Genomic DNA, 25,114 nt, shown 5'->3' with positions numbered 1-25,114 from the left:
TACCAAATTAGCATCACTAAACTCGCGCTCTTTCTACCACTTTAAATTAGACAAAGCTCTGCATACTTGATCATTGGGACACAAAAATGCTGCTATTTGAAACTGTAAAAGAAATGGGCCATGAACAAGTTCTTTTTTGTCATGGCAAAGACCCAGATATTAAGGCAATAATTGCCATTCATGATACAACCTTAGGCCCAGCAATGGGGGCTACAAGACTCTTACCTTATGTCAACGAAGAAGCCGCCTTAAAAGACGCTCTGCGTCTGAGTCGGGGTATGACTTACAAAGCAGCCTGTGCCAACATTCCGGCTGGTGGCGGTAAAGCAGTGATTATTGCCAATCCTGAACATAAAACAGATGACCTTTTAAGAGCCTATGGACGTTTTGTTAATAGTCTCAATGGGCGTTTTATTACAGGACAAGATGTTAATATTACCCCTCAAAACGTCCGAACCATTGGTCAAGAAACTAACTATGTAGTAGGCGTATCAGAAAAGTCCGGTGGCCCTGCACCCATCACAGCAATGGGAGTATTTTTAGGCATTAAAGCTGCTGTTGAATTTCGTTTGCAAACCAAAAACCTCACAGGACTAAAAGTTGCAGTTCAAGGACTAGGAAATGTCGGTAAAAATCTTTGCCAGCATTTGCATGAAAATGGGATGCAACTTTTTGTCAGTGATGTAAATCCAGCTAAAACAGCAGAAATTAGACGACTGTTTGGTGCAACTGTTGTAGAACCGCACGAAATTTACTCTCTTGATGTCGATATTTTTGCCCCTTGTGCTTTAGGTGGAATGCTCAATAGTGAATCCATTCCTCTTTTGAAAGCTCCCATTATTGCTGGTGCTGCCAATAATCAATTGGGTAACGAGCAAACACATGGCCAAATGTTGACAGAAAAAGGCATTATTTACTGTCCAGATTATGTAATTAATGCTGGAGGATTAATTAATGTTTATAACGAAATGATTGGCTATGACGAAGAAAAAGCTTTCCAGCAGGTGGAGCAAATTTATGACACATTACTAGCAATTTTCGAGATTGCCAAACAACAACAAATTACAACCAACGAAGCCTCTAAACGATTAGCAGAAGCACGAATCATGAATGCTAAAAAAATTAAGACAAAAGCAATTGCTGCTTAATTGTTAATTATTAACTTGTTAGGAGTGATAAATGGAAAAAAATACTTTTGCAACATCCGCGTATATCGCCACTTCACCAGAAAGCGCCTTTGAATACCTGTGCAGTCTCAAAAACTTGGATGATTGGACACTTTTTAGCCGGATGCAAGAGCAAGTTGACGAAGACACCTGGCTAGGAACTGCTTCTGGATATCACAAAAATCTCTACTATCACGTTAAAAAACTAGAAAATCCGCTTTTTTATGGCATTGAGTGGCATTGCGGATTTGAGTATCAGAAATATTTTCAAGTTTACCCAGTTTTACTTTTTCCTCCCGACTACATCGAGCCGGGAACAGATGAAGAGGGTGTGTACTTTCACTGGTTGAGTTTTGTTGATCCCAAACGACAAACTCAAATGATTATGCAGGGAATACACACTGTACATACTTCCGAATGTCGTTCTCTCAAAGGAATTTTAGAACGTCAAACTGGTCGGACTACAGCCGCAAAAGGACGCTATTTCATCGATACCGATACCATCTATATTGATGCACCAATTGAAATTGGGGTTGAGTATTTATCAGACCTCCGCAATTTAGATGAATGGGCGCATTTAGTCAGACCATCTGGTGAGATTACTCGTCAGTCAGGTGAATTTAGAGATGAATATGACCAAAAAGTCAATATTTCTGTAAAACTACATGGTCTGAGTAAATACTACTTACTGGAAGAAGAATACTTCTATCCAGATTATGAATACTATCAACGCTCCGTGGCACTATTAATTCCCACCTCTTATGCTTTCGGTGACCCAGACGCGTCTGGTTTGATTCTACATCGAATCACATTCTGGAAAGCCGATGCACCTCTTGGTCATGGCAAACTCCAAATTGAAGATTTTGGCGCTGAGAGCATGAATATCAAACGGATGCTGGAAGCCAAAGCAGGTAACCTCCAGTCTTTTGACAAGGGAATGAGTTATGTCCCAAAAACTCCAGAATTAGTCGCTACTCATTAGTCATCTGACAAATGAAACTCAAACAACTTACTATTACTCTTTTTAGTTTTTGTGTTGCTGCTTTTTCTGCAACAACCGCTGCGGAAGCTGCATCATTTTCGGTAATTGCCGATGGTCTGGATAATGCTGGAGGTCTGAGCTTTGGCCCTGATGGTAGTCTTTATGTTACCGAAGCAGGAATAGGGGGAAATGGCAATTGTGTTCCACCTCCTAGTGGTCAAGGCGACTCTTTATGCTATGGCACAACCGGTGCAGTTACCAAGATTGAGAATGGTAAGACTAAACGTATACTTACAGGACTTTCTTCCTTAGCATTACCAGATGGTACAGGAGCTTCCGGCCCTCGTGATATCCAATTTGATGCCACCGGTCTGCCTTATATTTTGCTGGGGTATGGGGCTAATCCAGCCTTTGGCGATCGCCTGGGTGATACTGAACTAGGAAGAATTATTACTGCTGATTTTCAGACTAATTCCTGGACAAGTATTGCTGATCTAGCTAACTACGAACTAGTTAACAATCCTGATGGCAGTGATCTCAATAGCAATCCCTTAAGTTTTCTCATAGATGGTGATCAACTTGTGGCGGTGGATGCAGGTGCGAATGACTTACTAAGTGTTAAGACTAATGGCAGCGATTTACAAGCGATCGCAGTATTTCCCCCAGATATATTAACTAATCCAGTCTTCCCTCCTTCCGGTTCTCCATCCAATGAACCTGCACAAGTTCCCTCTCCAAGTGAAACGCCATCATTGCAGTTTCCCAGTCAAGCCGTCCCCTCTGGTGTTACTAAAGGCCCCGATGGTGCTTATTACGTCAGTCAATTTACTGGTTTTCCCTTTCCAGAAGGTGGCGCCAAAATCTATCGCGTTGGTGCTGATGGACAACTAACAATCTATGCAGATGGCTTTACCCAACTAACAGACCTGGAATTTGATTCTGCGGGTAACTTGTATGCTTTGCAGTACGCCAATGAGTCAGCTTGGAAGGGTAATTTAGAGGGTTCTTTAATCAAAATAGCTGCTGATGGCACTCGTACAACCATCCTCAGTGGCAACGAATTAGAGTCACCCAGCGCTTTTACCCTTGGTGCTGATGGGGCAATTTACATCACCAACCGAGGCGATCGCCCAGGCCAAGGCCAAGTACTCAGAATTGAAAATATCCAGTCTGTTCCTGAACCTAATTCTGCATTAGGTGCATTGACTCTCGGTGTGTTGGGCCTTGTTTGCTTGCGAAAAAGTAGTAGATCCAAACCCCTTGTCAATAAGCTCCTGGCGTTCAGGTAAAAAGTTTCCCATCCATATCAGTGTGTACTCTAAATGCTCTTAGGGCCAGAGATTCCTTGTGATCAAAGTTTCCCCAAATTATCAACTCTTAATCTCTAAAAGTATGAAACTCAAGTCATTTGCTCTAACGCTTGCTAGTCTCTGCATTGGTGTTATTTCTGTACCAAGAGCAGCTCAAGCAGCTACATTTTCCGTGATTGCGGACGGCCTTGATAATGCACGGGGTGTGAGTGTTGGTCCTGACGGTAGTATTTACGTCACAGAAACAGGTATAGGCGGAGACGGAGGATGTATACAATCCCCTAGTGTACAATTTGCCTCTTTATGCTCTGGTAATACTGCTGCCATTACGAGAATTAGAAATGGCCAACAAGAGCGGATATTTCAGGATCTACCTTCTCTAGCATTGCAAGGTAGTGGGATTGAAGGCGCTGGGCCTCAAGACCTGAAGTTTGATTCCTTAGGTAACGCTTATCTGGTTTATGGCTTCGCTGGCGACCCAACAAACCGCGACACAGTTTTCAATGATTCCACCTTCGGACAACTTTATAACATTGACTTGAACACAGGTGCGCTCAACAGTCTTGCCGATTTAGCACAATTTGAACTATTTAATAATCCTGATCAGGGTGATGTCATCTCCAACCCTTATGCTTTAGCTATTCAAGGTGATACAGCTTATGTAGCTGACGCAGGTGCCAATACCTTAATCAGTGTGGCACTTGATGGCAGCGGCATTACAGGTGTAGTGCCATTTTTTAGCCGCCCATTTGAAAATGCTGTTTTCCCAGAACTTCCACCGGGACAAGAGCCACCTCCAGGCGTAGATCCGAATGCACCAATCAACGAAATTCCATTACAACCAGTACCTACAGGCGTAGCCATTGGGCCTGATGGTGCTAGATATGTGAGTGACTTTTCCGGCTTTCCTTATCCAGAAGGTGGATCGCGTGTCTATCGAGTCGGGGATGATGGTATACCCACAGTCTTCGCTGATGGTTTTACACAAATCGGTGACTTGGAGTTTGACCAAAATGGCAACTTGTTAGTTTTACAATATGCCGATAAACCAGCATGGCAAAATGATTTCGCGGCTTCTTTATTTCAAGTAGCCCCTGATGGTACTCGCACAACTCTGATTAGTGCTGGTGAAGGACTAGAATCTGCTACTTCCCTAGAAGTTGGCCTTGACGGCACTATTTATATTACCAACCGAGGCGATCGCCCCAGTGTCGGACAAGTCCTCAGCTACAATCCTAACTTTGTGGCGGCAAGAGTTCCCGAACCAACAACTGTCCTGGGTCTTATAGTGGCTGCGACATTCGGCACAACTTCTTTGGCGAAGCGCAAACGCATTAGTCATTAATCGTTGGTCATTCCATTCCCCACCTTTCAGGAGCTTAACTCAGATGGCATTAGTAAAAAAATTATCAATCGCACTTGCTAGCGCTGGATTGATGACATTGGCAGTAGTCGGCGAAGCTGAAGCTTTAAGTTTAAAATACGAAACGAGCATTGGTAGACCTGCTACCTTTACCGATGGTGATTTTCCTGGTGTTCCAGGGGTAATTACTGTTCCCCAGGGCATAGGAGTGCAGGATTCAACCCAGAATATTTTTGTGAGTAATGGTCGGGGTATCGACCGTGTAGATGTATTTGATCAACAAGGTAACTATCTGAGAGGCATTGGTAGCACAGGCTCAGGCCCTGGAGAGTTCGACGAACCAGCAGACCTCAGATTCAACCCCATCACAGGTGATCTGCATGTGGGTGATGTTTTCAACAGCCGGATTAACGTCTTCGATGCCCAGGGTAACTTTAAAATGTCCTATGGCTCATTTGGTGGGGCTGTAGAAGATAGATTATTCTTTGGCCCTGGGGGCATGGATTTCGATGCGGCTGGTAATTTACATGTCACTGACTTTAGTGCTGACATTATCAAAGTATATAACTCAGAAGGCGAACAAATTAGAACTATTGGTAGTCCTGGCAGTGGTCCTGGTGAATTTTCCGGGCCTGGAGGTTTAATTATCTCCGAGAATACTGGCAGAATTTATGTTAACGACCAGTACAACGGTCGGGTTCAAGTTCTTGACTCCAATGGTGATTTTCTCTTTGCTTTTGGTTCTACTGGTTCTGAACTCGGAGAGTTTAGAGAGCCAATCGGCATTGATGTGGACGAGTACGAAAATATATATGTAGCAGATTCGCAAAATAGCCGGGTTCAAGTATTCGATAAAGATGGTAACTTCTTAACTACCTTTGGTGAACCAACCCGCAATTCCTTTGGCGAAATTGTACCACCTCCTACACCCCCGGCTTTGGGTGGAACCACGCCCTATGGGACTCCCATTGACCTGTCCCCAGGCAAATTTAACTGGGCTGCTGGTTTGCATTATAACAATGACACGGTTTATGTAGGCGATTTCTTTCAAGGTCGGATTCAAGTCTTAAGTGTAGAGCGCGCAGCTAAAGTACCTGAGCCTGCTTCAATATTAGGACTGGGAATATTTGGTCTTGGGGCTAGTGTTGTGAAGTTGCAAAAAAATAGGCAGAAGAAGAAACTAGAAATGACTTCTGTTTGATGACTTTGCAACCATAATCTTTGGCATTGCTGAATAAAGATATGAATTTGTCTCACGCAAAGGCAAGCCAGTGCGTTGGGCGGGTTCCCCGACTTGTAGCAACTGGCGCGCAAAGGTGCAAAGTTACAAAGAAAAAGAAAGGTAATTTTGGAATTTCATATTCCAATTCAGCAATGCCTAATCTTTCCCTGATTTAATTTTAGATTTTAGATTTTAAAAATCAAAATTGAGTCAGGGTAAGAATATAAAATATTGAAATAGTAATTATGTCTAATGTAATTTATTTTAAGCAAACCAGTATTACCAGCTTATTACATCACTGGATTGCTCAAGAAACTACTCCAGAAACTGTTAATTGGCTAGATCGAAAAAGGGAAGAAATTAGTAGCTGTGGTATTAGTCGAGACTTTTTCACAGCGTTCAGCGCAGTGTCTCGTCATATAGGTAAAAATCAGCTTAACCTCGCTCCCAAAGATTTAAAAGCAGCCTCGGCACTGAAAAATGGTTGGGTTCCTAGTCATTGGAGTGTAGATCAAGCTGCTCGGACATTATTTTTACTAGCTCTTCCACAAGATAATGCAGAAAGATATTTGCATACCCTAGAGCAAGTATTTGCAACGGCTGACGTAGGAGAATTAGTAGCACTGTATCAAGCGTTACCCTTGTTACCTTACCCAGAAAGACTGCAAAAATTTGCTGCTGAGGGAGTTCGCAGCAATATGACAGCAGTTTTTAACGCTATTGCCTTACGAAATCCTTATCCGGCCCACTATTTAGATACCTTGGCATGGAATCAAATGGTGTTAAAAGCTTTATTTGTAGGTAGTCCGCTACATTTCATTCACGGTCTTGATTTTCGTGCTAACCGCGAACTAGCAAGGATGTTAATTGATTATGTCCACGAACGCCAGAGCGCTAATCGCTCAGTCCCAGCGGGAATTTGGCGCTTGGTAGGAAAATTTGCCGATGCTGGTATTTTAGTCGATTTGCAGCGAGCGATCGCCGACCCTGATCCTATTCAACAAGCCGCTGCGGCCCTTGCTTGTGCTGATTGTCCACTACCACAAGCTCAAATTCTTCTGGCTAGTTACCCTAACTTACAGAAATTTATAGATACAAAGTCTTTGACCTGGAAAAGCCTGAGTCCACAACTTTAAAGGTAGAAATAATGAGATTTATTGATCCCCATATTCACATGAGTTCTCGCACCACCGACGATTACCAAAAAATGCGGCAGTCGGGAATTGTCGCAGTCATTGAACCTGCATTTTGGTTAGGACAACCCCGCACCAATATTGGCTCCTTCCAAGATTACTTTAGTAGTCTCGTAGGATGGGAACGGTTTCGGGCTGCTCAATTTGGGATTAAACATTACTGCACAATGGGGCTGAACTCAAAGGAAGCCAATAACGAAGCCTTAGCCGAGCAAGTAATGGAACTTTTACCTTTGTATGCGTGTAAAGAGGGTGTAGTTGCCATTGGTGAAATTGGCTACGACGACATGACCCCAGCCGAAGATAAATACTTTCGTCTCCAGCTAGAATTAGCCAAAGAACTGGATATGCTAGTGATGATTCATACACCCCACCGCGACAAAAAAGCAGGTACAAGTCGTAGTATGGATGTCTGCATTGAGCATGGCTTAGATCCATCACGGGTGATTATGGATCATAACAACGAAGAAACAGTAGAGGAAGTTTTAGACCGGGGATTTTGGGCAGCATTTACAATTTATCCCAATACCAAAATGGGGAATGCGCGCATGGTAGAAATTGTCCGCCAATATGGAAGTAATAACATCATTGTAGACAGTAGTGCTGATTGGGGTGTGAGTGATCCCCTGGCTGTGCCTAAAACTGCCCAACTAATGCTAGAACGAGGAATTTCTCCAGCGGCTGTGCAAGCAGTCTGTTATCGAAATGCTCTTGTAGCTTATAGCCAAAGTGGTCAAATGCAAGAGTCAGACTGGCTCAATTCCACCCCCATCGATCAACGACAGATGTTCAATGATAATTCTGTACTCCGGGGACAACAACCACTGATAGAGCCAAGCCGTGAATATGCCCTAATTGAGTAATATTTATGAATACTGCAACATTAACTTCCTATCGTTTATGGGCATATCTGCAATTAATGCGACCTGCTAACATTGTCACCGCATGGGCAGATATTCTCGCTGGATTCGCGGCTTCAGGGAGCATTTTTAATAATAATGTAGCAATTGGCTCACTGGCATGGTTACTGCTAGCAACCACTGGGTTGTATGGTGGAGGTGTGGTATTTAATGATGTATTTGATGCCGAATTAGATGCTCAAGAGCGCCCAGAGCGACCGATTCCCAGTGGTAGGGCGACTCGGAAAGGAGCAATTTTACTAGGTAGCTTGCTTTTAAGTTTAGGAGTAGCGGCGGCGGCTCAAGTCTCATGGTTGAGTGCTAGTTTGGCTATGGGTATCGCCTTGGTTGCCCTATTTTACGATGCTTTCGGGAAGCACCATTCTCTTCTCGGCCCCATCAATATGGGAATTTGCCGGGGAGGTAATTTATTGCTGGGTGTGAGTGTCTTACCAGCAATGACAGGTGAGTACTGGTTTTTGGCTTTAATTCCCATAGTTTACATTGCGGGAATCACTGTTTTAAGTCGCGGTGAAGTGCATGGAGCCAAGCTGAGTACTGCGGTAGTAGCACTGTTGCTAATTTCCACGGTGATTGGCGGACTTTTAGGGCTGGGGTTATTACAAAACTATCAAGTTCTCGCAGCATTAGCATTTTTAATTTTGTTCGCTATCCGGGTGTTACTTCCTTTTATTAAAGCTGTACGTGAACCGTCTCCAGAGCAAATTCGCATTGCAGTCAAGGCTGGGATACTATCACTAATTGTTTTAGATGCTACAGTTGCTGCGGGTTTTGCAGGTTTGCCCTACGGATTAATAGTCCTGAGCTTATTGCCGATTTCAACGGCATTGGCGCAAATGTTTGCTGTGACTTAAAGCATAGAAATTTTAATTTTTGACTGAACAATCTTTTGGGAAATGATATTAGGTTTATGATCCCAGAAAAGCTGAAACAAACCGACCAAAACCTGATCGCCTTATTGAGCGATCGCCTATCATTACTAGCAGCATCAAAATGTCTTTCTTTAGAAGAACAACTGGCTGATGTGGCTCCCCTACTTGCTCAAGTTGGTATTCCTGAATCTGTTTGGGCAGGTTTGGTAAATAGTTGTCATGCCACTATTACCCCTGAATCTACATCGGTAAATCATCCTAGACCCCGACAAATTACAATCATCGGTGGACATGGCAGGATGGGAAGATTCTTTAAAGAGCAGTTTGTAGCGGTAGGCCACAATGTTAATATTCTCGAACACGAAGATTGGGAGTATGCAGACCAATTATTAAATCAGGCAGAATTAGTATTAGTCAGTGTGCCAATTGCCTATACAGTTGATGTTATTCAGCGCGCAGCTAAATATCTATCTCCAACTACAGCTTTGTGTGACATTACAAGTATTAAGACTCAGCCGACTCAGGCAATGCTGAAATACCATTGCGGCCCTGTAATGGGATTACATCCTATGTTTGGGCCTAATATTACATCGTTCTTAGAACAAAAAATTGTGGTATGTCCAGGTCGGGATGATGACTCTTTTGCATGGTTATTAGACTTGATTAAAGGTCAGGGTGGGGAAATAATTACTTGTTCGCCTGAAGAACATGACCAAATGATGGTAATTATTCAAGCAACCCAGCATTTTTTAAGATTTAGTTTAGGTGTGTTTTTGTCTCAGTCCAATATTGATATAGAACGCAGTTTAACAATTTCTACCCCAAATTATCGTCAAGAAATTGACATTGTAAAACGGTTATTTTCCCAGAATCCTAATTTATGCGTTGACATTATGTTGGCTACAGAGGAGAGATGTCAGGCAATTAGTTCTTTGGCTAATACATATAGCCGCTTGGCAAAGCTTGTAGTAAGCAAAGACCGAGATGCATTAATTCAAGAGTTTGAAAGTAATCAAGGTTTTTGGGAAGAAGAAATCAAGTGTTCTTTTTCTAATCCCCCCCTTTTCAAGGGGGGCTAGGGGGGATAAACGAGTGCCTAAAATCACAGTCAAGCACTTTTTAAACATAATCTATATAAATACAATTTTCAAAAATATCCTCAGTAGTTCAAAAATAATTATTATGCTTATAGACATTTTTCACGATACAGTTTGTCCCTGGTGCCGAATTGGGAAAAAGCATCTGTTTGATGCACTGGCACAATTTACAGAACAGGCGGTGGATATTCGCTGGCATCCTTTTTTATTAGATGATAGTGTTCCTAATTCTGGTTACAAACTTCGTAGCTTTATGCAAAAAAGAAAGGGCATTTCAGCAGAACAAATCCAGAAATTGTTTGATTATACGCAACGCCAAGGTGAGGCTGCTGGAGTTAAGCTAGATTTTGATAAAGTTCGTTTAGCTGTGAATACTAAGCTTTCTCACCGACTGATTGAAATTGCACCAGCAAATATCAGAAATTATGTTGTAGAAGCGGTTTATCAGGCTTACTTTGAAGACGGTTTGAATATTGGTGATATTGATGTTTTGGTTGATATTGGTACAAGTTACCAAATGGATGCAACTGAGGTGCGATCGCAGTTGCTAGATGATACCGCTTTAGAGGCAATTGTGACTGCATCAAAGTCTGCTCAGTTGAAAGGTATCACCAGTGTGCCGTTCTTCATGATCAATAACAAAGTCAAGGTAGATGGTTCTCACTCGGTAGAGGTGTTCCTTCAGGCTTTAAATCGTGCCGCACTTATGGATATATCAGCAAAAATATGGTAATGGATATCAAGAAAACAAGTACATTTAATCTGCAACCAATTCGCCAAAGTGTTGCGGTTAGTTTCAACTATGAAATTTATTTCACCAATAATTTGTTTGAGTTGAAAAATCCTACATTAGCCCAAGTAATTGCAGCTGATGAGGAGACAAAACCGAAGAAAGTTGTAGCGATTGTTGATGCAGGGTTATTAGAGTTTTTTCCTGGGTTGGTTAAGCAATTAACGGCGTATACCCAGTTTTATGGGGAAGTATTAACACTCGCCCTTGAACCGATGATTGTTCCGGGTGGAGAAGCTGCTAAAAATAATCCCCAGTTGGTAGAGCAGATTCATCAAGTGATTGATACAGCGCGATTGTGTCGCCACTCCTACATATTGGCTATTGGCGGTGGTGCAGTGTTGGATTTAGTCGGATATGCAGCCGCAACTGCTCACCGGGGGATTCGCCTGATTCGGATTCCCACGACTGTGTTAGCACAAAATGATTCAGGTGTAGGAGTAAAAAACGGTATCAACGCCTTTGGTAAAAAGAACTTTCTCGGCACATTTGCGCCACCTTATGCGGTGATTAATGACTCTAGCTTCTTGAAAACCTTAGGCGATCGTGATTGGCGTTCTGGTATCGCTGAGGCTCTCAAGGTAGCGCTGATTAAGGATGCTAATTTCTTTGAGTTTATCAACTCTCGCAGTGCAGCCCTTGTCCGTCGAGACATGGACGCTATGCAACAGTTAATTTATCGTTGCGCCCAATTACACCTAGAACACATTGCCAACAGTGGTGATCCTTTTGAAATGGGTTCATCTCGTCCTCTGGATTTTGGACATTGGGCGGCGCATAAATTAGAGCATTTGACGGACTACAATTTGCGTCATGGAGAAGCAGTAGCCATTGGTATTGCTTTAGATTGCACCTATTCTTATCTTTTAGGGTTGCTTGGTAAGAAGGATTGGCAAAAGATACTGCATACTCTATCAGCTTTAGGTTTCACGTTGTATGTGCCGGAATTGGAAGATTCTCGTTGTTTATTTCGGGGTTTGACTGAGTTCCGCGAACATTTGGGTGGAGAATTGACTTTGACTTTGCTGCAAGGTGTTGGTAAGGGAATTGAGGTTCATGAAGTTGATCTATCTTTGTATAAGCAAGCAATATTGTTGCTGCACGAGTTTGTAGAAAATAAGCAGTCGTTGGTTAGGGTAAGTGTTCACTAGTTTTTCTTTGTAATTTGGTGGTTCAAAAATTAGTTGAGGAATGAGAACAAACCGCAAAGGGCGCAAGGTACACAAAGAAGGAAGAGTTTGGGAGAGTTCTTGCGTAAGAAGACATTAAGTATAGGGAATAAAGAGGATTATTTACCCGCTTATTTTACATTTGTTAGGAAGAAAAAAGATGAAAGTAGGAATTAATAATAATTTTCACCTAACCTATTGCTCTAATATTCACCCTGGTGAGGAATGGGAGCAGGTTTTTAGCAATTTAAAGCAGTATGTTCCACCCCTGAAAGCCAGATTAGCACCAGATAAATCCTTTGGGATTGGGTTACGTTTGGCAGAGGTAGCCGCTAGCAAACTACTTCAAGGAAATGCCTTGAATGAGTTTAAGTTATGGTTGACAGAACATGATTTATATGTATTTACTTTGAATGGTTTTCCCTATGGTCAATTTCATTGGCAGGTGGTGAAAGACCAAGTTTATGCACCGGATTGGACTAAGCAGGAACGGTTAGATTACACGTTGCAATTAACACATATTTTGGCGGAATTGTTGCCTCATAATGTAGAGGGTAGTATTTCTACGCTGCCGTTATCTTATAAGCCTTGGTATGAGGGCAATCAACTTGTTCAAGCATCAGTTATGGATGATGCTAGCCTGCAAATAGCCAAGGTAGTAGCACAAATGGTACACATCCGGGCTGAACAAGGAAAATTGCTGCACCTGGATTTGGAGCCAGAACCAGATGGATTAATTGAAAATGCTGCCGAAGTCATTGATTATTTCCAGGCGCATTTATTACCTGTTGGTGGCGCTTATTTAGCCAAGCATTTGGGAATTTCACAAGAGGTTGCGGAAAGTCATTTATTAGAACACGTACGTATTTGTTATGATACTTGCCATTTTGCTGTGGAGTACGAAAATCCCCTCTCAGTTTTCCAGCAATTTCAAGCAGCGGGAATTAAAATAGGCAAAATTCAAATCAGTGCGGCGTTGCAAGTGAAGATACCAGAAGATATTAAACAACGCCACTTAATAGCAGAAAGATTACGTCCTTTCGCTGAATCTACATATTTACATCAGGTAATTGCCCGCGAACCTAATAACAGATTGCTTCATTATTCAGATTTAGAAACCGCCTTACCCAACCTGGAACATACAAGCGCTTGCGAGTGGCGAATCCACTTTCATGTACCAATTTTCATCCGCGATTACCAACTATTACAGTCCACTCAGGACGACATCGCTAATGTGTTAGATTTGCTGCAACATGACAACGGTTGCACCCATTTAGAAATTGAAACCTACACCTGGGACGTATTACCAGAAGCAATGAAATTAGATTTACTAGCATCTATTCAACGAGAATATGAGTGGGTTCTAGCAAATTTATTATGCACTAGGCGACTGGAAGTCGCAGCTACACAGGCAAAACCCGCCTACGCGGGTTGAAAATTTATGCAAAAAACTGTCGTTCTCAACATAGTAGGATTAACACCTAGCCTCATAGGTGAACATACACCCTTCCTTTCGAGTTGGTCATCCACCGGGATAGCATCAGTACAACCCGTATTACCTGCTGTCACCTGCACAGTACAAGCAACCTATCTCACAGGTAAACAACCAAGCGAACATGGAATTGTTGCTAACGGTTGGTACTTTCGGGATGAGTGCGAAATTAAATTTTGGCGACAGTCTAACAAACTTGTGCAAGCACCCAAAGTGTGGGAAATAGCCAAAGAACTAGATCCCAACTTCACCTGCGCCAACTTATTCTGGTGGTACAACATGTACTCATCGGTGAACTATGCCGTTACCCCCCGACCGATGTATCCTGCTGATGGGAGAAAAATTCCTGATATTTATACACAACCAGGAAAATTGCGATCGCAACTCCAAGATGATTTAGGCCAGTTCCCATTGTTTAATTTCTGGGGCCCCAACACATCAATCCGTTCTACCCAATGGATTGCAGAATCAGCCAAATGGGTGGAAGAACACCATAATCCCACCCTATCCCTTGTCTATCTACCACATCTAGACTACTGCTTACAAAAATATGGCCCTGATACAAACAAGGTAGCTCAAGACTTACAAGAAATTGATGCGGTTTGTAGCGATTTGATTCAATACTATGAAAATCGTGGCGTTCAGGTAATCGTTTTGTCTGAATACGGAATTACCCCAGTATCTCAACCTGTCCACCTGAATCGGATGCTGCGCGAACATGGTTTACTAAAAGTACGCGAAGAACTAGGACGAGAACTGCTAGATCCTGGTGCAAGTAAAGCATTTGCCGTTGCCGATCATCAAATTGCTCATGTCTACGTCAACGATCCATTTTATATTCCTAAAGTGCGATCGCTTCTCGAAGAGATTGAGGGAGTCGCCTATGTTTTAGATGATGTCGAAAAGCCAGCCTATGGTTTGGATCATGGGAGATCAGGAGAATTAATAGCAGTATCTCAACCAGATAGCTGGTTTACTTATTATTACTGGCTCGATGATAAAAATGCTCCCGATTTTGCCAGAACGGTAGATATCCACCGCAAACCAGGTTACGATCCTGTAGAACTGTTTCTTGACCCTCAAATCAAACTTCCCCAAGTCAAAATCGGTCTTAAACTTTTAAAGAAAAAGCTGGGATTTCGCTACTTGATGGATGTTATTCCTTTAGATGCTGACTTAGTACGTGGATCTCACGGTTGTATTCCACCTTCTCCGACTGAGGGGCCGTTGTTGATTACCAAACAAACTCACTTGCTTGACTCTTCATCAATAAAAGCTAATGATGTTTGCTCACTCATTCTTAGGCATCTATTTTAAGGTTGCCAAAATATCAGTATTTCTCGTATCCTGGCAAAACCAGGATTTTTTATTTTTTACATATACAGCGCTTTGCAAGTAAATGAGGTATGGACTTATATATTGTAAATCTTGTAGGGTGGGCATCTTGCCCGCCATTGTGTACCTCACTGATATGAAATCTGCTGTAAGTAAGTCGGCGATAAAAAATCAAACTATGTTAAGCAATGTCAAAGAATCAAAATTTATTTCGTAGTAAGGGCTTCAGCCCTTATTTGAGGACTAAAGTCCTCACTACAAACCTTTAATTATTTACGCCGTCCTACTTACTTAAATATATAACTATAGGAAGAGGCAAAAAATCATAAATGGTATTCTTGAAATTTACGTATATATAAAAGTATGAAAACCAAATAAATTGTTACTGCTATCGAAGAATTGTTCATTTATTAGCCACTTTAAATTGAGTAGACTTAATTAAGAAATGATAAATAATTTTTAATTGCATAATTTCTGGCAAAACTTATTGAAATTGCCAAATTTTTAAAAAATCGAACTTGTTTAAATTTGAATTTAATCATGAGTAGCTTGTGACTAAGAACTAAGAAATATTCAGAGTAATTACCCATGATTGTTGATTCCCACTCCTACACAACACTTGGCAGTGTACATATCTTTCGCTCGGTTACAGAAGTTAACATGAATACTGCCCTGGAAAATATTCTATTCCACCTAAATTCTCAACGTGGAGGCTTGCTGAATAGCAGCTACGAATATCCAGGAAGATACAAAAGATGGGCAATCGGATTTGTCAATCCACCGCTAGAATTGACAACCAGAGAAAATACTTTCATTCTGACAGCTTTGAACGATCGCGGTCAGATACTTTTACCATTAATTTTCCAGAACTTATCAGCTTCCCCACAACTGCAAAATGTCATCCAAGATGATGATATTATTCTAGGTTCGGTAAAACATACACAAGAATTATTTACTGAAGAAGAGCGGAGTAAACAACCTTCAGCATTTACAGTAATTCGGGAAATACTACATATTTTCTTTAGTCAAGAAGACGAACATTTAGGATTATACGGTACTTTTGGTTACGACTTAATTTTTCAGTTTGAACCAATTAATCAGCAGTTAGAACGTCCCATAGACCAACGCGATTTAGTACTTTATTTGCCTGATGAATTAATCCTAGTTGACTACTATTTACAAAAAGCATTTCGACTTCAATATGAATTTGAAACAGCTGACGGTAGCACTAATAATCTGCCTCGTACAGGTGAATCTGTCGATTATCGAGGACAGCATCTCGTCCCGAATCAAACCGCTGATCATCAAAGAGGCGAGTATGCAAAACACCAAGTTGAGGCGGCACTAAATTACTTCCGTCGGGGCGATTTATTTGAGGTAGTTCCTAGTCAAAACTTTTTTGCAGCCTGTGAAGAACTACCCAGCAAACTATTTGAAACCTTAAAGCAAATTAATCCTAGTCCCTATGGATTTATTTTTAACTTGGGCGGAGAATACCTAATTGGTGCATCTCCAGAAATGTTTGTGCGGGTTGAAGGTAGACGTGTAGAAACCTGCCCCATTAGTGGCACCATTAGCCGGGGACAAAATGCTCTAGATGATGCCGATCAAATTCTTCAATTACTCAACTCACGCAAAGATGAAGCTGAGTTGACAATGTGTACTGACGTAGATCGCAATGATAAGTCCCGGATTTGTGAACCTGGTTCAGTACGAGTCATTGGCCGTCGTCAAATTGAATTGTACAGCCACTTAATCCATACCGTGGATCATGTGGAAGGCTTACTCAGAAAAGAATTTGATGCTTTAGACGCCTTTCTTAGCCATACTTGGGCAGTTACAGTCACCGGCGCACCCAAAAGAGCCGCAATAGAGTTTATCGAACAGCATGAACGTAGCGCCCGCCGTTGGTATGGTGGAGCTGTTGGGTATTTAAACTTTAATGGCAATTTGAATACAGGATTAATCCTGCGGACAATCAGATTGAAAGACGCGATCGCAGAAGTGCGAGTTGGTGCTACTGTTCTGTATGACTCCATCCCCCACGCAGAAGAACAAGAGACAATTACTAAAGCAGCAGCCTTATTTGAAACAATTCGTCGAGCGCAGCAAAACGAAAAAACTGAAGATTGCAATTCCCTGATATCAAGCAAATGTGTCCCAGACGTTGCATCTGGTAAACGCGTCTTACTTATAGATCATGAAGACTCATTTGTGCATACCCTTGCCAATTACATCCGTCAAACTGGTGCAACTGTCACCACACTACGTCACGGCTTCCCTGAATCACTATTAGATACAGAAAAACCGGATTTAGTTGTGTTGTCTCCTGGCCCTGGTAGACCAAATGATTTTCAAGTTCCCCAGACTGTCGCCGCCTGTATGCGTCGTCAAATTCCCATATTCGGTGTGTGTCTGGGACTGCAAGGGATTGTAGAAGCCTTTGGTGGAGAACTAGGAGTTCTCAATTATCCCCAACATGGTAAATCCTCGCGGATTTTCGTTACTGATGCAGATGCCGTTTTATTCAAAAACTTACCAGAATCCTTCGCCGTCGGTAGATATCATTCATTATTTGCCCTACCGCAACAATTACCAAAAGAACTTAAAGTCACGGCGATTTCTGATGACAACGTAATTATGGCTATAGAACATCAGACACTTCCCATTGCTGCGGTTCAGTTTCATCCAGAATCAATCATGACTCTCACCGGAGAAATCGGTTTGGCAATGATTAAAAACTTGGTAAGTGCATATACGCAAACCAAAGAGTCATTAGTTATTAGATGAGCAATTTTATGAATCATCCAGTTGCCATTCATGGCCACATTCTCGAAGAAATTGTGTGGCATAAAAAGTCAGAAGTTGTACAAATGCAACAAGAAATATCTTTAGCATCTTTGCAACAACAGTTAACGGCTGCGCGGCCTGTGCGAAACTTCTTGACTGCGTTACAACAAAATCTCAGTCAACCCAGCTTAATTGCCGAAGTAAAAAAAGCATCACCCAGTCGCGGAATTATTCGGGCTGACTTTGACCCAGTAGCGATCGCCCAAGCATATGAACGAGGTGGTGCGGCTTGTCTATCAGTACTGACTGATGAAAAGTTCTTTCAAGGTAGTTTTGCTAATCTGCGGGCTGTGCGTTCTGCTGTAAAATTACCTTTACTGTGTAAAGAGTTCATCATTGACCCCTACCAAATTTATTTAGCACGTACAGTAGGTGCAGATGCTGTCTTATTAATTGCTGCCATCCTATCAGATACAGAACTCCAAGAATTTTTACATTTAATTCACGATTTGGGAATGAACGCCCTGGTAGAAGTCCATACCTTGAGCGAACTAGATCGAGTCCTAAAGTTGGAAGACCTGCGTTTAGTGGGAATTAACAACCGTAATCTAGAGAATTTTACAGTAGATTTACTAACCACACAGCAACTTTTAACACAGCGTCGGCAAAGAATCAAAAACTTGGATCTTACCGTTGTTAGTGAATCTGGATTGTATACACCTGCTGATTTATCCTTTGTAGCTGATGCTGGTGCGCGTGCAGTTTTAGTAGGAGAGTCTTTAATAAAACAAAGCAATATAGAAGAAGCTGTACGTAATATCTTGAGCCTATGAAAGCGATCGTGATCACAAACTTTGGCAGTCCAGAAGTATTTGCACAACGGGATGTCAATAAACCCATACCAAAGCAAAACCAAGTTTTAGTCAAAGTTTATGCAACTTCCTTAAATCCCGCCGACTGCGGAATGCGTCAAGGCTTTTTCGGCCCTAGAGTTAAACTCCCCGCAATTTTAGGTTATGACGTTTCCGGTGTCGTTGAGGCAATTGGTGAAAACGTCCAAGACTTTCAAGTCGGCGACGAAGTTTATTACGCCATTGAACTCATGAGTGGTGATGGTGCGAATGCTGAGTACCATGTTGCTGATGAATCAATTGTGGCTAGAAAGCCTAGAAATATCAATCATTTAGAAGCTGCTAGCGTACCTATTGCCGGTGGTACAGCCTGGGCTGCACTCATCACCAGAGCAAATATCCAAGTTGGTGAAACAGTACTAATTCATGGTGGTGGCGGTGGTGTTGGTACATTTGCCATCCAAATCGCTAAAGCCGCTGGTGCTTATGTTTACACAACCTGCGGCAGTTATGATGCCGAGTTTGTCAAGTCTCTTGGTGCAGACAGAGTAATAGATTACCGCAACGAAAACTTTATTGAAATCATTCAGCAGGAAACAAACGGGAAAGGAGTTGATGTAACTTTAACTACCGTTGGGGGCGAAATTCTAGCTCAAAGTTTGGTAGTGACAAAAGCCGATGGTCGTGTTGTAACTGTCACAGGTGTTGACGGTGATCTCAACGCCGCCATTTTCAAGAATATTACTATCCACTTCGTACATTTAGATCACACCCGTCCCAAGCTTGATGCTTTAAGAAACCTCATTGAACGGGGTCAAATCAAACCCGTGGTGGGGATGACTTTTCCATTAAATCAAGTCGCAGAAGCTCATAAAAAACTTGAATCACGTGGTGAAGATGTCCGCGGCAAAATCGTGATTGAAGTTGTATAGAAACCATTTTTTGAGGTGAATTATCAGGATGGCTGCTATTTCTCATTCCTTTCAGACTTTACGCAATCGCCAACAGTGTGCTTTGATTCCTTTCATCACAGCTGGTGATCCTGACCTAGAAACTACAGCAGAAGCTTTACGCATCTTAGATCGTAATGGTGCTGACTTCATCGAGTTAGGCGTTCCCTACTCCGACCCCTTAGCCGATGGGCCTGTGATTCAAGCAGCCGCAACTCGCGCGTTGCAAAAAGGCATCAAATTAGAGCAAGTGCTAGAAATGTTGCAAGATGTTAGCCCTAGCCTCAAAGCACCAATCATTTTATTCACTTACTACAATCCCATTTTGCGCCGGGGGATTAAATCGTTCTTAGCAGAAATTGCTGTTGCTGGGGTGCAAGGGTTAGTAGTCCCAGACTTACCCTTAGAAGAATCAGAAGAATTAATACAAGCTGCCGCTTCCTTTGAAATTGAAGTAATTTTGCTTGTAGCCCCTACCAGTTCTAGAGAAAGGATAGAAGCGATCGCTCGTCAATCTCAGGGTTTTATCTACCTTGTAAGTGTAACTGGTGTAACTGGTATCCGCTCCCAACTCCAAGACCGAGTGCCACATTTACTCACCGATTTACGCAGTGTTACCGATAAACCCATTGGCGTTGGCTTTGGCATCTCAGCACCAGAACAAGCACGTCAAGTAAGAGAATGGGGTGCAGATGCAGTAATTGTTGGTAGTGCTTTTGTGCAAAGGTTAGCTGAAGGTAGCCCAACCGAAGGACTACAATCCATAGAAAAATTTTGTCGAGAATTGAAAGCAGCAATTAGTCCCGTATCTCTGCAACAAGTTAGTGCCAAGTGAAAAACCAGGGGGGCAGCACTTCGGCTACGCTCAGTGGACAGGAGCAGGGGAGAAAAACCACCCACAATTACCTTTCTTTTCCTTCGCGCCTTTGCGCCTTTGCGCGAAACAAATTTATTAATATCTTCTGTGTGCAGTTTGATTAAAAGTAGCGTGCGCGCAGCGCATATCGCAAAAGACACAAAGGAAATATCGACTTTTAGACTTTTACAGAAAATACTTGAATCTCAGAGGTTTTAAACCGTGGTAAGTATATCAGACATCAAAAATACAATTGTGCAACCTGATTCTTTAGGCAGGTTTGGCAAATTCGGTGGGAAGTATGTTCCTGAAACATTAATGCCCGCATTAAGCGAATTAGAAGCCGCATTTCATCAATATCACAATGATGCGAGCTTTCAAACCGAATTGCAAAACTTACTGCGGGATTATGTAGGACGACCCAACCCCTTATATTTTGCGGAACGCCTCACTACACACTACGCTAGACCTGATGGCACAGGAGCGCAAATTTACTTAAAACGGGAAGACTTAAATCATACCGGCGCTCACAAAATTAACAATGCTTTAGCTCAGGCTTTGTTAGCCAAACGCATGGGTAAACAGCGCATTATTGCAGAAACTGGTGCTGGACAGCATGGTGTGGCAACTGCTACTGCGTGTGCGCGGTTCGGTTTGTCATGTGTGATTTACATGGGTATCCACGATATGGAACGCCAAGCCCTAAATGTGTTTCGCATGAAGCTCATGGGGGCGGAAGTTCGTCCGGTTGAGGCAGGTACTGGCACTCTTAAGGATGCAACTTCCGAAGCGATTCGGGATTGGGTGACAAACGTAGAAACAACTCATTACATCTTGGGTTCGGTTGCTGGGCCTCATCCCTACCCGATGATAGTACGTGATTTTCACGCAGTTATTGGTAAAGAAACTCGCGTCCAGTGTCAGGATAAATGGGGAGGATTACCAGATATTCTGCTGGCTTGTGTGGGTGGTGGTTCCAATGCCATTGGATTGTTTCATGAGTTTATGAATGAACCTTCTGTGCGTCTAGTGGGAGTGGAAGCAGCAGGCGAAGGTGTAGATACAGAAAAACACGCAGCGACTCTAACGCGAGGCAAAGTTGGCGTACTGCACGGTGCTATGAGCTATTTACTACAAGATGACGATGGTCAAATAATTGAAGCACATTCCATTAGTGCCGGGCTAGATTATCCTGGCGTTGGGCCAGAACATAGCTATTTAAAGGATCTGGGTCGTGCTGAATATTACAGCGTCACTGATAAACAAGCATTAGCAGCATTTCAGAGGCTTTCGCAACTAGAGGGAATTATTCCCGCTTTAGAAACTGCTCATGCGATCGCCTATTTAGAAACTCTCTGTCCTCAATTAGATGGTAATCCTCGCATTGTCATCAACTGCTCTGGCAGAGGCGACAAGGATGTGCAAACTGTAGCCAAATTACTCCAATGATAGCCACTCAAGCTTTACCTCACAATATTCCCCTGTCTTTAGACTCCTACAACTGGTCAGCTTTATTGCAACAGTTGCTTGAGCGGCGATCGCTCTCTATTTCCCAAGCGGCGGATCTCATGCAAGGTTGGCTCACAGATGCCATTCCCCCCGTCATCTCAGGGGCGATTTTAGCGGCATTTCAAGCCAAAGGCATATCCGCAGAAGAATTGGTTGGGATGGCTAGTGTCTTACAATCACAATCTTCTTCCCCCACTCCCAACTCCCTACTCACCACCCCCCTCATAGACACCTGTGGAACTGGTGGAGATGGAGCTTCAACTTTTAATATCTCTACTGCTGTGGCCTTTGTCGCCGCCGCAGCCGGGGTGAAAGTTGCTAAACATGGCAATCGTTCTGCATCTAGTAAGGCTGGTTCTGCTGATGTGTTGGAAGCCTTGGGGATAAATCTTAACGCCAGTCCTGAGAAAGTTCAGGCGGCTGTTGCAGAAGTTGGGATTACCTTTTTGTTTGCTCCAGGTTGGCATCCAGCACTAAAAGCAGTTGCTACTATGCGGAAAACTTTGAAGGTGCGGACTATTTTTAACCTGTTGGGGCCGTTAGTCAATCCCATGCGTCCAACAGGACAGATTATAGGTGTGAACGACCCGCTTTTATTAGAAGCGATCGCTCAAGCTTTATCACAATTGGGATGTCGTCAAGCGATCGCCCTCCACGGACGAGAACGGTTAGATGAGGCTGGGTTGGCGGATGTGACTTACTTAGCTGTACTCCAAGAGCAAAAAGTAAATTGCTTAACACTAAATCCTCAAGAACTGGGTTTAAGTCCTGCACCAACCACAGCTATACGGGGTGGAGATGTCCAAGAAAATGCAGAAATATTAAAGGCAGTTTTACAAGGCAAAGGCACTCAAGCCCAGCAAGATGTAGTGGCTTTAAATACAGCTTTAGCTCTGCAAGTTGGTGAGGCTATTGATGGAAACACAGATATTTTAGAAGGCTGTGTTAACGGGATTGTCGTTGCTAAAGAAGTGCTACGCAGCGGTGCTGCTTGGACAAAGTTAGAACAACTCACTGCATTTTTGCAATAATTACCAACTTCTATTAAGGATATTTTTGCACCTTTGCGCGAAACACAAATCATCCCACTAATCAGCAACGCCCAATTAATAATATAGAAAGGAAAACAAATGATTGTAGTACTTAAAAACGGAACACCCACTGACGAAATCACTCGCATTAGTGAAGATTTGCAAGACACCTGGGGAGTCACAGTAGAAAAAAGTGTTGGTGCGCGTAAAGTTATTCTGGGATTAATTGGTGATACTACCACCATCGATAAAATGCAAATCCAGGAGTTCAGCCCTTGGATTGAGCAAGTATTGCGAGTAGAAAAACCTTTCAAGCGGGTGAGTCGAGAATTTCGACATGGAGAAGCCAGCGAAGTTGTTGTACCCACACCCAATGGTCGTGTTTATTTCGGAGAACATCATCCTGTGGTGGTGGTAGCTGGGCCTTGTTCGGTGGAAAACGAAGCCATGATTGTGGAGACAGCAAAGCGGGTTAAAGCAGCCGGTGCAAAATTTCTGCGTGGAGGAGCTTACAAACCCCGGACTTCACCTTATGCATTTCAAGGCTATGGTGAAAGCGCCCTAGATTTATTAGCAGCAGCGCGTCAAGCTACTGGTTTAGGCATCATTACAGAACTGATGGATGCTGCCGATTTACCAGCCGTAGCGAAAGTAGCTGATATCATCCAAATCGGCGCGCGGAATATGCACAACTTCTCGTTGCTGAAAAAAGTAGGCGCTCAAGAGAAACCTGTACTACTCAAACGCGGAATGTCAGCCACAATTGACGAGTGGTTGATGGCCGCAGAATATATCTTGGCATCAGGGAATCCCAATGTGATTTTTTGTGAGCGAGGAATTAGGACATTTGATGGTAAATATGCTCGTAATACCTTGGATTTATCAGTACTGCCAGTATTGCGATCGCTCACACATCTACCAATCATGATTGATCCTAGTCACGGTACTGGTAGATCTGAGTATGTTCCATCTATGGCTTTAGCTGCGATCGCAGCTGGTACAGATGCTTTGATGATCGAGGTTCACCCAAATCCCGCTAGAGCATTATCTGATGGGCCACAATCGTTAACTCCTGAAAAATTTGACCGCTTGGCTCAAGAAATGTCAGTTCTAGGCAAAGTAGTTAATCGTTGGTCTATACCTACATTGGTAACTTCTGTTTAGTTCTGCTCATACCTATTCTCTATAAATTTGTACTTTTTAATATTAAGTGCATCCTCATAGAGAATCAGTATCAGTTGCATTCAAAAGTAAATTTTGTGTAGCAAACATCTTTATTGAATATCCAATGTTTTTTTCAAGTTTGAATGCAACCTCCAGATAAATAATTGGCGCATGACATAGGACTTTCATCTGCTTTTTGAAATACACATAGGGTGTGCATAGACCATCAAAAAGCTGATGTAATAAAGTACTGTTGTCATGCGCTAAAAATACTCTAAAATTCAACAAAAACAAGTATTCAATTTTACATTTAAAGCTACCTAGATAATTAATAAAATCCCTAAAATATTATCATTAAAACCTAAAGATTATTCATTACAATTATAGTCAAAGCTTTCTAGAGTTGAATGTAAGATGAGCAAAAAATAATGAATGTCTTGTTATTAAACCAATAATTAAGATGTTCATTGATATGCATCGATTAATCTCAAAAATCTCATAACTAGCTAGAGAATTAGCAACAAAAAAGAATCAGAAAGCTGGTTAAATTTTCTCTATTTAATGTTCCAGCACTATCGAGATATTTATCTGAACAAGAGGAGAATTAATTTTCATGGCAGATTCAACTAATGGTGGTAACAGCAACTCCTCTCCAGGAGAACTACTTCGACAATCACCCTTTGGTGCTTTGTTTAATATTCCAGGTGTCAGTGAAGAGACAATAATCCAGGGTTTTCTCAGATCCACTGGTGGTGGTGCTGGTGGCGATAACCCCTTGGCTGGTGGCCCCCAAAATGGAGGTAGCGCTCCCTCTGGAGGTAATCCCTTTACTGGCTTTGGCAACCCAAATGCTCCTGGCAGCCCATTAACTGGTGGTGTCAACCCTTGGGCTACTAACGGCGATTCCTTGACTGGTGGTGGCGGTAACCCCTTTGCCGGTGGTAGCGGTGATTCTTTGACTGGTGGTAGTGGCGGTAACCCCTTCGCAGGTGGAGAGAACCCCTTTGCTGGTGGTAGTGGTAATCCCTTTGCTGGTGGTAGTGGCGGTAACC

Annotated in this window: 21 protein-coding genes; all 21 read left to right on the top strand. The window is 42.5% G+C overall.

What is annotated here, in order from left to right:
* Window positions 1–86 precede the first annotated feature (86 nt).
* Window positions 87–1,148, top strand: a complete 1,062-nt coding sequence (scyB, locus tag ACM0OS_RS18165; RefSeq protein WP_414544605.1) for a tryptophan dehydrogenase ScyB — start codon at window positions 87–89, stop codon at window positions 1,146–1,148.
* 31 nt (window positions 1,149–1,179) lie between these two features.
* Window positions 1,180–2,148 (top strand): scytonemin biosynthesis cyclase/decarboxylase ScyC, encoded by a 969-nt coding sequence (gene scyC / locus ACM0OS_RS18160; RefSeq protein ID WP_414544604.1) that lies wholly within the window; start codon window positions 1,180–1,182, stop codon window positions 2,146–2,148.
* 11 nt (window positions 2,149–2,159) lie between these two features.
* Window positions 2,160–3,437, top strand: coding sequence for a ScyD/ScyE family protein (locus ACM0OS_RS18155; protein WP_414544603.1), 1,278 nt, complete (start codon window positions 2,160–2,162; stop codon window positions 3,435–3,437).
* Window positions 3,438–3,540: 103 nt separating this feature from the next.
* Window positions 3,541–4,803: a ScyD/ScyE family protein gene (locus ACM0OS_RS18150; protein ID WP_414544602.1), complete on the top strand. Its 1,263-nt coding sequence runs from the start codon at window positions 3,541–3,543 to the stop codon at window positions 4,801–4,803.
* Between the two features lie 43 nt (window positions 4,804–4,846).
* Complete coding sequence (gene scyF, locus ACM0OS_RS18145) at window positions 4,847–6,022, top strand: scytonemin biosynthesis PEP-CTERM protein ScyF (RefSeq protein ID WP_414544601.1); 1,176 nt, start codon at window positions 4,847–4,849, stop codon at window positions 6,020–6,022.
* Window positions 6,023–6,288: 266 nt separating this feature from the next.
* Window positions 6,289–7,179 carry an EboA family metabolite traffic protein gene (locus tag ACM0OS_RS18140; RefSeq protein ID WP_414544600.1) on the top strand — a complete coding sequence of 297 codons (891 nt, stop codon included), beginning with the start codon at window positions 6,289–6,291 and terminating at the stop codon, window positions 7,177–7,179.
* 11 nt (window positions 7,180–7,190) lie between these two features.
* A complete protein-coding gene (locus ACM0OS_RS18135) occupies window positions 7,191–8,099 on the top strand; it encodes a TatD family hydrolase (RefSeq protein ID WP_414544599.1) in 909 nt (302 codons plus the stop codon).
* A 5-nt stretch (window positions 8,100–8,104) separates the two neighbouring features.
* The gene (gene eboC, locus ACM0OS_RS18130) at window positions 8,105–9,010 is read left to right on the top strand and encodes a UbiA-like protein EboC (RefSeq protein ID WP_414544598.1); all 906 of its coding nucleotides are present in this window, start codon (window positions 8,105–8,107) and stop codon (window positions 9,008–9,010) included.
* Window positions 9,011–9,066: 56 nt separating this feature from the next.
* Window positions 9,067–10,107 carry a bifunctional chorismate mutase/prephenate dehydrogenase gene (gene tyrA, locus ACM0OS_RS18125; RefSeq protein ID WP_414544597.1) on the top strand — a complete coding sequence of 347 codons (1,041 nt, stop codon included), beginning with the start codon at window positions 9,067–9,069 and terminating at the stop codon, window positions 10,105–10,107.
* Between the two features lie 103 nt (window positions 10,108–10,210).
* Window positions 10,211–10,858 (top strand): DsbA family oxidoreductase, encoded by a 648-nt coding sequence (locus ACM0OS_RS18120; protein ID WP_414544596.1) that lies wholly within the window; start codon window positions 10,211–10,213, stop codon window positions 10,856–10,858.
* A complete protein-coding gene (locus tag ACM0OS_RS18115; RefSeq protein WP_414544595.1) occupies window positions 10,852–12,066 on the top strand; it encodes a 3-dehydroquinate synthase in 1,215 nt (404 codons plus the stop codon). Before ACM0OS_RS18120 ends, ACM0OS_RS18115 begins: the two co-directional genes overlap by 7 nt.
* Before the next feature lie 178 nt (window positions 12,067–12,244).
* A complete protein-coding gene (eboE, locus tag ACM0OS_RS18110; RefSeq protein ID WP_414544594.1) occupies window positions 12,245–13,519 on the top strand; it encodes a metabolite traffic protein EboE in 1,275 nt (424 codons plus the stop codon).
* 6 nt (window positions 13,520–13,525) lie between these two features.
* Window positions 13,526–14,893: an alkaline phosphatase family protein gene (locus ACM0OS_RS18105; protein ID WP_414544593.1), complete on the top strand. Its 1,368-nt coding sequence runs from the start codon at window positions 13,526–13,528 to the stop codon at window positions 14,891–14,893.
* Window positions 14,894–15,499: 606 nt separating this feature from the next.
* Complete coding sequence (locus ACM0OS_RS18100; RefSeq protein WP_414544592.1) at window positions 15,500–17,701, top strand: anthranilate synthase; 2,202 nt, start codon at window positions 15,500–15,502, stop codon at window positions 17,699–17,701.
* Window positions 17,702–17,709: 8 nt separating this feature from the next.
* The gene (gene trpC, locus ACM0OS_RS18095) at window positions 17,710–18,534 is read left to right on the top strand and encodes an indole-3-glycerol phosphate synthase TrpC (RefSeq protein ID WP_414544591.1); all 825 of its coding nucleotides are present in this window, start codon (window positions 17,710–17,712) and stop codon (window positions 18,532–18,534) included.
* Complete coding sequence (locus ACM0OS_RS18090; RefSeq protein ID WP_414544590.1) at window positions 18,531–19,484, top strand: zinc-dependent alcohol dehydrogenase family protein; 954 nt, start codon at window positions 18,531–18,533, stop codon at window positions 19,482–19,484. Before trpC ends, ACM0OS_RS18090 begins: the two co-directional genes overlap by 4 nt.
* A 28-nt stretch (window positions 19,485–19,512) precedes the next feature.
* The gene (gene trpA / locus ACM0OS_RS18085) at window positions 19,513–20,337 is read left to right on the top strand and encodes a tryptophan synthase subunit alpha (protein WP_414544589.1); all 825 of its coding nucleotides are present in this window, start codon (window positions 19,513–19,515) and stop codon (window positions 20,335–20,337) included.
* A gap of 243 nt (window positions 20,338–20,580) precedes the next feature.
* Entirely contained in the window at window positions 20,581–21,807 is a 1,227-nt protein-coding gene (trpB, locus tag ACM0OS_RS18080; protein ID WP_414544588.1) for a tryptophan synthase subunit beta, read from the top strand.
* Entirely contained in the window at window positions 21,804–22,898 is a 1,095-nt protein-coding gene (gene trpD, locus ACM0OS_RS18075) for an anthranilate phosphoribosyltransferase (RefSeq protein ID WP_414544587.1), read from the top strand. The genes trpB and trpD overlap by 4 nt, the downstream gene beginning before the upstream one ends.
* 99 nt (window positions 22,899–22,997) lie before the next feature.
* Complete coding sequence (aroF, locus tag ACM0OS_RS18070; RefSeq protein ID WP_414544586.1) at window positions 22,998–24,062, top strand: 3-deoxy-7-phosphoheptulonate synthase; 1,065 nt, start codon at window positions 22,998–23,000, stop codon at window positions 24,060–24,062.
* Window positions 24,063–24,675: 613 nt separating this feature from the next.
* On the top strand, window positions 24,676–25,114 hold a 439-nt coding region (locus ACM0OS_RS18065), incomplete at its 3' end, for a hypothetical protein (protein ID WP_414544585.1).

The sequence above is a fragment of the Nostoc sp. CCY0012 genome (assembly GCF_963920855.1).
Classification (GTDB): Bacteria; Cyanobacteriota; Cyanobacteriia; order Cyanobacteriales; family Nostocaceae; genus Cyanocohniella.
The sequence above is the reverse complement of the archived record's forward strand: the minus strand, read 5'-3'. Positions and strand labels throughout refer to the sequence as shown.

Bases quoted from the DNA above. Each gene is read 5' to 3' on its own strand.
- aroF (WP_414544586.1), top strand. From the start codon at position 22,998: ATGATTGTAGTACTTAAAAACGGAACACCCACTGACGAAATCACTCGC.
- trpC (WP_414544591.1), top strand. From the start codon at position 17,710: ATGAATCATCCAGTTGCCATTCATGGCCACATTCTCGAAGAAATTGTG.
- ACM0OS_RS18150 (WP_414544602.1), top strand. From the start codon at position 3,541: ATGAAACTCAAGTCATTTGCTCTAACGCTTGCTAGTCTCTGCATTGGT.
- ACM0OS_RS18155 (WP_414544603.1), top strand. From the start codon at position 2,160: ATGAAACTCAAACAACTTACTATTACTCTTTTTAGTTTTTGTGTTGCT.
- trpA (WP_414544589.1), top strand. From the start codon at position 19,513: ATGGCTGCTATTTCTCATTCCTTTCAGACTTTACGCAATCGCCAACAG.
- ACM0OS_RS18090 (WP_414544590.1), top strand. From the start codon at position 18,531: ATGAAAGCGATCGTGATCACAAACTTTGGCAGTCCAGAAGTATTTGCA.
- ACM0OS_RS18100 (WP_414544592.1), top strand. From the start codon at position 15,500: ATGATTGTTGATTCCCACTCCTACACAACACTTGGCAGTGTACATATC.
- ACM0OS_RS18115 (WP_414544595.1), top strand. From the start codon at position 10,852: ATGGTAATGGATATCAAGAAAACAAGTACATTTAATCTGCAACCAATT.
- eboC (WP_414544598.1), top strand. From the start codon at position 8,105: ATGAATACTGCAACATTAACTTCCTATCGTTTATGGGCATATCTGCAA.
- ACM0OS_RS18135 (WP_414544599.1), top strand. From the start codon at position 7,191: ATGAGATTTATTGATCCCCATATTCACATGAGTTCTCGCACCACCGAC.
- ACM0OS_RS18120 (WP_414544596.1), top strand. From the start codon at position 10,211: ATGCTTATAGACATTTTTCACGATACAGTTTGTCCCTGGTGCCGAATT.
- scyC (WP_414544604.1), top strand. From the start codon at position 1,180: ATGGAAAAAAATACTTTTGCAACATCCGCGTATATCGCCACTTCACCA.
- scyB (WP_414544605.1), top strand. From the start codon at position 87: ATGCTGCTATTTGAAACTGTAAAAGAAATGGGCCATGAACAAGTTCTT.
- trpD (WP_414544587.1), top strand. From the start codon at position 21,804: ATGATAGCCACTCAAGCTTTACCTCACAATATTCCCCTGTCTTTAGAC.
- tyrA (WP_414544597.1), top strand. From the start codon at position 9,067: ATGATCCCAGAAAAGCTGAAACAAACCGACCAAAACCTGATCGCCTTA.
- scyF (WP_414544601.1), top strand. From the start codon at position 4,847: ATGGCATTAGTAAAAAAATTATCAATCGCACTTGCTAGCGCTGGATTG.
- ACM0OS_RS18105 (WP_414544593.1), top strand. From the start codon at position 13,526: ATGCAAAAAACTGTCGTTCTCAACATAGTAGGATTAACACCTAGCCTC.
- ACM0OS_RS18140 (WP_414544600.1), top strand. From the start codon at position 6,289: ATGTCTAATGTAATTTATTTTAAGCAAACCAGTATTACCAGCTTATTA.
- eboE (WP_414544594.1), top strand. From the start codon at position 12,245: ATGAAAGTAGGAATTAATAATAATTTTCACCTAACCTATTGCTCTAAT.